The following is a 6,451-nucleotide window of genomic DNA, read 5'->3' on the forward strand; positions in this document are numbered from 1 at the left end:
GCTGGAAAGTAGCAATAGCTTCTGCAATTCATTGGTGGACAGAATTGTGCCCGGCAGGCCAGATCAGCAAATGAACGACGCTATGGAAACCGAGCGGGGTTATACGGATAACCTCAGCATCATGTCCGAAACTTATAGTCTCTGGGCTATCCAGGGTGATGAAAAAATAGCCGAAGTATTATCTTTTGCCCAGTCAGATAAGGGCGTGGTGATTACCCCTGATATTGAACTGTTCAGGGAGCTGAAGCTAAGGTTACTTAATGGTACGCATACATTGAGTTGCGCGGTAGCTTATCTTTCAGGTTTTAAAACGGTTAAGGAAGCTATGGATGATGTACATTTTACAAAGTTCATTACTCAGTTGATGTTCACCGAGATCATGCCATCCATCCCTTATCAAATTGATGAAGATGTAGCCCGCGATTTTGGCAATAAGGTGCTCGACAGGTTCCGTAACCCAAACATCAGGCACGAGTGGTTGAGTATTTCGGTGCAATATGCCACTAAAATTAAAATGCGGGTTATTCCGTTATTATTGAACTACTATAAACAAAACAATAAGGCACCGCAGATGATGGCCCTTGGTTTTGCAGCTTTTATTCGCTTTATGCAGATCACGGAAACAGCTGAAGGCAAGTATGTCGGAACAGCCCATTCAGATAGCTATGCGATAACCGACGACCAGGCAGCAACTTTAGGCAAAGCGTGGAGCGGGGCTGATGCTGAAACCGCGATAGTTGCTATTCTCAAAAACAAAAACCTTTGGGATACCGATCTGACAACTTTACCCGGCTTTACCGAGGCAGTAACACGTCAGTTTAAGTTGATTAACGAACAGGGAGAATTAGCGATAAGCGCTATTTAAACAGAACGAACAATGAAACAGAATATATTAAAAGTACACCCTGCCGATAATGTATTGGTAGCCCTTACTGATTTGCGGGCTGCTGAGCAGGTTACTTACAAAGGTGACACTTATACAGTAAAGGAACTGATCCCGGCCAAACATAAATTCGCTATCGTAGATATTCCTGAAGGCGGCGAAATTATTATGTACGGCGTATTGGTAGGTAAGGCCCAGAGCCCTATACCGGTTGGCGGTTTACTAAGTACTGCTAATGTAAAACACGCGGCTAACAGCTTTTTAACGGGCCAAAGTCATACCGATTGGCATAAGCCTGATATCAGCAAATGGGAAGATAAAACATTCAACGGCTATCACCGTGAAGATGGCAGCGTGGGCACCGCTAATTATTGGTTGGTTGTACCGATGGTGTTTTGCGAAAACCGCAATATCGAAGTATTGCAGGAAGCTTTGGTAAAACCTTTGGGCTATGGCCGCAAAAAAACATACGAGATCAAGGCACAGGAATTGATTGGCAAAATAAAGGCAGGTGCGCAGATAGATGAAGTTTTATATACCGAAATAGGCAGCGATACCGCTCAAAGTGCCGGTAATAAAGTATTTCCTAATGTTGATGGAATTAAGTTTTTAACACATACAGGTGGCTGTGGTGGTACCCGTCAGGATTCAACTGCGCTTTGTGGTTTGCTGGCCGGGTATATTACGCACCCTAACGTAGCCGGGGCAACAGTTTTAAGTTTAGGCTGCCAGAACGCTGAAGTTAAAACTTTACAGGAGGAGATCAATAAACGTTCGCCGCAGTTCAATAAACCATTATACATTTTAGATCAGCAAAAAACAGGCAAAGAAGCCGATTTGATGGAATTGGGTATCAGGCAAACGCTGGCAGGTTTAATGCAGGCTAACCAATACACCCGTAAACCGGCCCCTTTAAGCAAACTAACTATTGGGTTGGAATGTGGCGGCTCTGACGGCTTTTCTGGTATTTCAGCAAACCCGGCTATCGGTTACACTTCCGATCTGCTGGTGGCAATGGGCGGTTCGGTTATTTTGGCCGAGTTTCCGGAGCTTTGCGGTGTGGAGCAAAACCTGATAGACCGTTGTGTAGACAAATCTAAAGCAGATCGCTTTGCCGATCTCGTGCGCACTTATAGTCAACGTGCTGAGGAAGCCGGTTCAGGCTTTTACATGAACCCATCGCCGGGCAATATTAAGGATGGATTGATCACTGATGCCATCAAATCTGCTGGTGCTGCCAAAAAAGGCGGTACATCACCGGTGGCTGATGTGTTGGATTATCCTGAAAGAGTAACGCAACCAGGCCTTAACCTGCTCTGCACCCCAGGTAACGACGTTGAATCAACCACGGCCGAAGTTGGTTCGGGAGCGAACATCGTATTGTTTACCACGGGCTTAGGAACGCCCACCGGTAACCCGATAGCCCCGGTTGTAAAAATTGCTACCAATACCGCGTTATACAACCGCATGAGCGATATCATCGATATCAATACCGGGACTATTGTGGAGGGCGATGAAACCATTGAACAGGCCGGCGAACGCATCCTGGACTATGTAGTAAAAGTTGCCAGCGGAGAGATTGAAGTTCACGCTGTACGCCACGGGCAAGATGATTTTATCCCGTGGAAAAGAGGGGTTTCGCTTTAATCATACATTCCCCGTGTTCGTGTCCCCACGAACACCCGTAGACAGGTACAGAGGGATATATGGAATGAAAAGAGTTACAAGGAAGAAATATCCACAGTAAAAAAGACACCATGTTTCCGTGAGGACACGGAAACGGGAAAAACATGACGAAAAACTAATGAAGATACTAACCTGTACCACGCCCGGTCAGCTGGAATATGGCACTGCCGATATGCCGCAATTAAAACCGGGTTATTCGCTGCTTAAAATAAAACGCATAGGCATTTGTGGTACCGATCTGCATGCCTTTGAAGGCACGCAGCCCTTTTTTAGCTATCCAAGAATTTTAGGCCATGAGCTTGCAGCCGAGTTGGTTGAAGCCGGCGATGCCGAAGGTTTTGAAAAGGGTGAATCCGTTACCTTTATCCCATATTTCAATTGCGGGCATTGCATTGCCTGTCGCTCCGGTAAACCAAATTGCTGTGTAAATATCCAGGTTTGCGGCGTGCATACCGATGGCGGCATGGCCGAATACCTGCAGATGCCATCACATTTACTGGTTCATGGTGAGGGATTAAGTTTTGATGAGCTGGCATTGGTTGAACCCTTGGCTATCGGTGCCCACGGCGTGCGGCGAGCCGACGTAAAGCCGGACGAATTTGTACTGGTCATCGGCGCGGGACCTATCGGCTTAGGTATTATGGAATTTGCTCGTATTGCCGGTGCAAAGGTCATAGCTGCCGACGTAAACGAGCAACGCCTTAATTTTTGCCGCGAAAACTTGAAGGTTGATCACACTATCAACGTGAAAAATGAAGATGTGACTGAACGTTTGAAAGAGATCACCAATAACGATATGCCTACGGTGATCATCGATGCTACCGGCAATCAAAGAGCGATAAACGGTGCGTTCCTGTATTTGGCGCATGGCGGCAGGTATGTGCTTGTTGGTTTGCAGCGTGACGAGATCATTGTAAGCCATCCCGAATTTCACAAACGCGAATCTACCTTAATGAGCAGTCGCAATGCAACCCGTGAAGATTTTGAGCATGTGATCCGCTCCATGAAAAGCGGACTTGTAAAGCCAAAAACGTATATCACCCACCGGGTAACTTTTGACGAAGTAAAAGATCAGTTTAAAAGCTGGCTTAACCCGGCCAATGGCGTTATTAAAGCTATTGTGGAGGTATAAGAGGCTGTTTAATGACTGTAGAGACGCATAATTGCGTCTCACGCTTGCAATTTACGGCAGTTGAGACGCTTGTGAAATCGGCTTGTCCTCCGGGAGACGCAATTATGCGTCTCTACAAAATATTTTGAATGATGATAAAAAGGGCATTTTTAATCAGTTTGTTTTTTTGTGCAGCAGGCAATGTTTTTGCGCAGCAAAAGCGTGTATTAGGTTTTGAAAAGTTGAAAACATATGTTGAAAGCTTTAATAAAGCCGATACCGAAACGGTTAAAAACTACATCACGAATGACCATGCTTACGACTGGCTTGCCAAAAATGTCCCTTTGTTTGAATGCCCGGATTCAGCTATTCAAAAGATCTATTATTATCGCTGGTGGACGTTCAGGAAACACCTTAAACAAACGCCCGATGGTTTTATCTTTACAGAATTTATAACCCCGGTTAGTTTCACCGGAGTTTACAATAGTTCAAGTAGTGCCCTCGGTCACCAGGTATATGAGGGGCGCTGGCTGCACGATCCGCAATACATCAACCAGTATATCAATTTTTGGCTTTATGTCGATCCCAAACAAAAGAAGCCGCACCTGCATGCTTTCAGCAGTTGGATTGATGACGCTGTGTATAATTATTACCTCGTAAACCTTGATACACATTTTGTTGAGCAGGCCTTGCTTCCGCTCAATGCCGATTACAATGTATGGGAAACGGAAAAGCAGTTACCTTCTAAATTATTCTGGCAGTTTGATGTGCGCGACGCGATGGAGGAAAGTATCAGCGGGGGACGCAAAGTCAAAAATATCCGGCCTACCATTAACAGCTATATGTACGGCAATGCCGTAGCCCTGTCAAAAATGGCAGCTTTAACCGGCAATGATTCCCTAAAAACAAAATACACGCAAAAAGCTATCGACCTGAAAAAACTGGTGCAGGACAGTCTGTGGAACGATAGCGCCTCCTTTTTTGAAGTACGCAAACCCGACGGGCATTTTGCCGATGCCCGCGAGGAGTTGGGCTTTATCCCATGGTATTTCAACCTGCCCGATGATAAACCGGCTTACGCCAAACAATGGGATCAGCTAACCGACACTAAAGGTTTCAACGCGCCATGGGGCATTACCACAGCCGAACGCAGACACCCATTGTTCCGCACCCATGGTACCGGGCATGGCTGCGAGTGGGACGGCGCGGTATGGCCTTTTGCTACAACCCAAACCTTGAAAGGGTTAGCCAATTTGCTTACTGCTTATCAAAATAAAGGTACCATGACGCCTGGTGTTTTTTATAATGAACTGCATAAATATGCCCTTTCGCATATCAAACGCGGTCAACCTTACCTTGGCGAATACCAGGATGAAAAGACCGGCTACTGGCTTAAGGGTGATAACCCGCGAAGCAGCTATTACAACCACTCCGGTTTTTGTGATCTGATGATCAACGATCTTGTTGGCCTGAAACCCCGTGAAGACAATATGCTGGAAATCTTCCCGCTCATCCCTCAAAACCAATGGAAATGGTTTGCATTGGATAATGTGCTTTATCACGGGCACACGATCAGTGTGGTGTGGGATAAAACCGGTACAAAATATCACAAAGGCAAAGGTTTTATCATTTATGCCGATGGTAAGGTGATCTCCCGGAGCACTCAGCTAAAACATGTACTGGTAAAACTCCCGGCTTAATCCTGACCCATTTTCTCTCCTTTATTGGCTTGCTGGCTTTAATGATGATAATATCGTATAGTAGATAGAGAAAATATCAGATGAAATTGCAGCTGCGTACTGATATTTTTGAATACTATACAACCAATTAAGTTCACAACCAAAGGTGTCATTTGAGATGCTGAAGCCTTCGTTCAAATCAAAGAAACGGGCTTTGGTAAGCCTGTTTAATACGAATGAAAATGAAGATGTCCAATCGTTATCTCCTGCTGTTATTCGCGCTGATCTTTTCTTTTCATTCAAACTTACACGCGCAAAAGCCTTCAAAAAAAATCACCATTATTACCCTGCCCAAACATCATGCAAGGATAAGTTATGGTGTGCAAAAACTAACGATTGCCTTGCAGCGCGCAGGCTATTCAGTTACCGAACAATCTTATAAAGGCGTACTTCCTTCAGGTAATGCCATAGTTGTTGGTTTACTTGCGGATGCCCCGGTTAAGAAACTGGCTGGCGCTGCAAATAATCGCCCCGGAAAAGAAGGTTTTATCATCAGTGATAACGGCCTCAAAAATAAACTATTGATAGCAGGTGCCGATAATTCCGGCGCGCTATATGGTTGCCTTGAACTGGCCGACAGGATCAGCCTGAACAAAAAACTCCCGGTAAATATTAACCTGCACGACCAACCCGAAATGGTTTTGCGGGGCACCTGCATTGGCGTACAAAAGCCTGCCTTGCTGCCCGGTCGCGGTACTTATGAATATCCTTATACGCCGCAAAATTTTCCCTGGTTTTATGATAAGGCTTTATGGATCCGTTACCTGGATTCGTTGGCCCATAACCGTATGAACTCCCTTTATTTGTGGAATGGTCACCCTTTTGCATCATTGGTAAGGGTTAAAGAATATCCTTACGCTGTGGAGGTTGATGATACTACCTTCAAGAAAAACGAAGAGATCTACAGCTTTTTGGCTGACGAAGCTGATAAACGCGGCATCTGGCTCATCCAGGGATTTTACAACATCATCGTATCCAAACCCTTCGCCGAAAAAAATAACCTGAAAACGCAGGACAGGAACCGGCACATCG

At 45.4% G+C, this 6,451-nt stretch carries 3 protein-coding genes and 2 pseudogenes; all 5 read left to right on the forward strand.

Translation table 11 applies throughout. The annotated features are described in order from the left end of the window. Window positions 1-865 (forward strand): annotated as a pseudogene (locus VF500_RS28030) (altronate oxidoreductase); the annotation flags it as partial. 12 nt (window positions 866-877) lie between these two features. Next, on the forward strand, window positions 878-2,530 hold the full coding sequence (locus VF500_RS28035) for an altronate dehydratase family protein (protein WP_330862821.1): 1,653 nt from the start codon (window positions 878-880) through the stop codon (window positions 2,528-2,530). Window positions 2,531-2,687: 157 nt separating this feature from the next. Beyond that, a complete protein-coding gene (locus VF500_RS28040) occupies window positions 2,688-3,701 on the forward strand; it encodes a zinc-binding alcohol dehydrogenase family protein (protein ID WP_330862822.1) in 1,014 nt (337 codons plus the stop codon). A gap of 128 nt (window positions 3,702-3,829) precedes the next feature. After that, window positions 3,830-5,380, forward strand: coding sequence for an MGH1-like glycoside hydrolase domain-containing protein (locus VF500_RS28045; protein ID WP_330862823.1), 1,551 nt, complete (start codon window positions 3,830-3,832; stop codon window positions 5,378-5,380). Between the two features lie 221 nt (window positions 5,381-5,601). Further along, window positions 5,602-6,451, forward strand: a pseudogene (locus VF500_RS28050) (hypothetical protein); the annotation flags it as partial.

Source organism: Mucilaginibacter sp. (assembly GCF_036383575.1).
GTDB lineage: Bacteria > Bacteroidota > Bacteroidia > Sphingobacteriales > Sphingobacteriaceae > Mucilaginibacter.